Annotated in this window: 1 rRNA gene; it reads left to right on the forward strand. The window is 50.2% G+C overall.

Features of this window, described 5'->3' with window-relative positions:
• Positions 1–38 precede the first annotated feature (38 nt).
• Positions 39–2819: ribosomal RNA gene (locus C7H85_RS19205) — 23S ribosomal RNA — on the forward strand; the annotation flags it as partial.

Genomic DNA, 2819 nt, shown 5'->3' on the forward strand with positions numbered 1-2819 from the left:
GTAATAAGAAGCAAGTAGATCCAAAGTGGAAACACAGAGGTCAAGCTACAAAGGGCTCACGGTGGATACCTAGGCACAAGAAGGCGATGAAGGACGTGGTTACCTACGATAAGCTGCGGGGAGCTGGAAGCAAGCCCTGATCCGCAGGTTTCCGAATGGGGCAACCCTAAATACTGCCCGTTGAATAAAATAGACGGGAAAGAGCGAACTCAGCGAATTGAAACATCTTAGTAGCTGAAGGAAGAGAAAATAAACAATGATTTCCTAAGTAGCGGCGAGCGAACGGGAACCAGCCCAAACCAGTTGGCATGACCGACTGGGGTTATAGGACAGCAACACTGTACAACAGAGACTAGATGAAGTGTTTGGAATGACACGCCAAAGAGAGTGAAAGCCTCGTAATTAAAAATCAAAGTTGGCAAGCTGAATCCTGAGTAGCACGGTACACGAGAAATTCCGTGTGAATTCGCGAGGACCACCTCGTAAGGCTAAATACTCACTTGTGACCGATAGTGAACCAGTACCGCGAGGGAAAGGTGAAAAGAACCCCGGAAGGGGAGTGAAATAGAACATGAAACCGTGAGCTTACAAGCAATGGGAGGTCGATTAAACGACTGACCGTGTGCCTGTTGAAGAATGAGCCGGCGACTTATAGGCAGTGGCAGGTTAAGGGGAAAATCCCGAAGCCAAAGCGAAAGCGAGTTTGATAAGAGCGATAGTCACTGTTTATAGACCCGAACCCGGGTGATCTAACCATGGGCAGGATGAAGCTTGGGTAACACCAAGTGGAGGTCCGAACCGACTGATGTTGAAAAATCAGCGGATGACCTGTGGTTAGGGGTGAAATGCCAATCGAACCCGGAGCTAGCTGGTTCTCCCCGAAATATGTTGAGGCATAGCGGTATTGATTATAGTCTGGGGGTAAAGCACTGAATCGGTGCGGGCTGGGAGACCGGTACCAAATCGAATCAAACTCTGAATACCAGATGCACACAATGCCAGTCAGACTGTGGGGGATAAGCTCCATGGTCAAGAGGGAAACAGCCCAGATCACCAGTTAAGGTCCCAAAGACATCGCTAAGTGATAAAGGAGGTGGGGATACAGAGACAACCAGGAGGTTTGCTTAGAAGCAGCCACCCTTGAAAGAGTGCGTAATAGCTCACTGGTCAAGTGTCCCTGCGCCGAAAATGAACGGGGCTAAGCGATGCACCGAAGCTGTGGGATTAATATATTAATCGGTAGGGGAGCGTTCTGTTGTAGGTAGAAGCATTAGCGTAAGCAGATGTGGACGAAGCAGAAGTGAGAATGTCGGCTTGAGTAGCGCAAATATATGTGAGAATCATATACCCCAAAAACCCAAGGTTTTCTACGCAAGGCTCGTCCACGTAGAGTTAGTCGGGACCTAAGGCGAGGTCGAAAGGCGTAGTCGATGGACACAGGGTCAACATTCCCTGACTATTAGGTTGGAGCATATACAGGACGCATAAGAGATAGTCACGCCCTAATTGGATTGGGAGGACTCTACGGAGTCTGAGTGATGAAGTGTAGTGCCAAGAAAAGCCGTATATGTGTTGAATACCTAGTACCCGTACCCTAAACCGACACAGGTGGGTAGGTTGAGTATACTAAGGGGCGCGAGATAACTCTCTCTAAGGAACTCGGCAAAATGGCCCCGTAACTTCGGGAGAAGGGGTGCCATCGAAAGATGGCCGCAGTGAAATGATCCAAGCGACTGTTTACCAAAAACACAGGTCTCTGCAAAGTCGAAAGACGACGTATAGGGGCTGACGCCTGCCCAGTGCCGGAAGGTTAAGGAAGTTGGTCAGCGAAAGTGAAGCTAACGACCGAAGCCCCGGTGAACGGCGGCCGTAACTATAACGGTCCTAAGGTAGCGAAATTCCTTGTCGGGTAAGTTCCGACCCGCACGAAAGGCGTAACGATTTGGATGCTGTCTCGGAGAGAGACTCGGCGAAATAGGATTGTCTGTGAAGATACGGACTACTTGCACCCGGACAGAAAGACCCTATGAAGCTTTACTATAACTTGGAATTGGGTTCGGGCTTCTCTTGCGCAGGATAGGTGGGAGACTAAGATATTGTCCTTGTGGGGACAAAGGAGTCAACGGTGAGATACCACTCTGGAGAGGCTAGAATTCTAACCTTGACCCGTAAGCCGGGCGAGGAACAGTTTCAGGCGGGTAGTTTGACTGGGGCGGTCGCCTCCTAAAAGGTAACGGAGGCGCGCAAAGGTTCCCTCAGGCTGGTCGGAAATCAGCCAAAGAGTGTAAAAGCATAAGGGAGCTTGACTGCAAGACCAACAAGTCAAGCAGGGACGAAAGTCGGCTTTAGTGATCCGACGGCACAGCGTGGAATGGCCGTCGCTCAACGGATAAAAGTTACTCTAGGATAACAGGCTGATCTCCCCCAAGAGTTCACATCGACGGGGAGGTTTGGCACCTCGATGTCGGCTCATCGCAACCTGGTGCGGAAGTACGTGCCAAGGGTTGGGCTGTTCGCCCATTAAAGCGGTACGTGAGCTGGGTTCAGAACGTCGTGAGACAGTTCGGTCCATATCCGGTGCAAGCGCAAGAATATTGAGAGGACTCCTCCTTAGTACGAGAGGACCGGGAGGAACGCACCGCTGGTGTACCAGTTATCGTGCCAACGGTAAACGCTGGGTAGCTATGTGCGGAGAGGATAACCGCTGAAAGCATCTAAGTGGGAAGCCCACCTCAAGATGAGTATTCTCATGGGATAACCCAGTAAGGTCACAGGTAGATTACCTGTTTGATAGGCTTTAGGTGAAAACAAAAAAAAAA

Source organism: Zobellella endophytica, from assembly GCF_003012775.1.
Classification (GTDB): Bacteria; Pseudomonadota; Gammaproteobacteria; order Enterobacterales; family Aeromonadaceae; genus Oceanimonas; species Oceanimonas endophytica.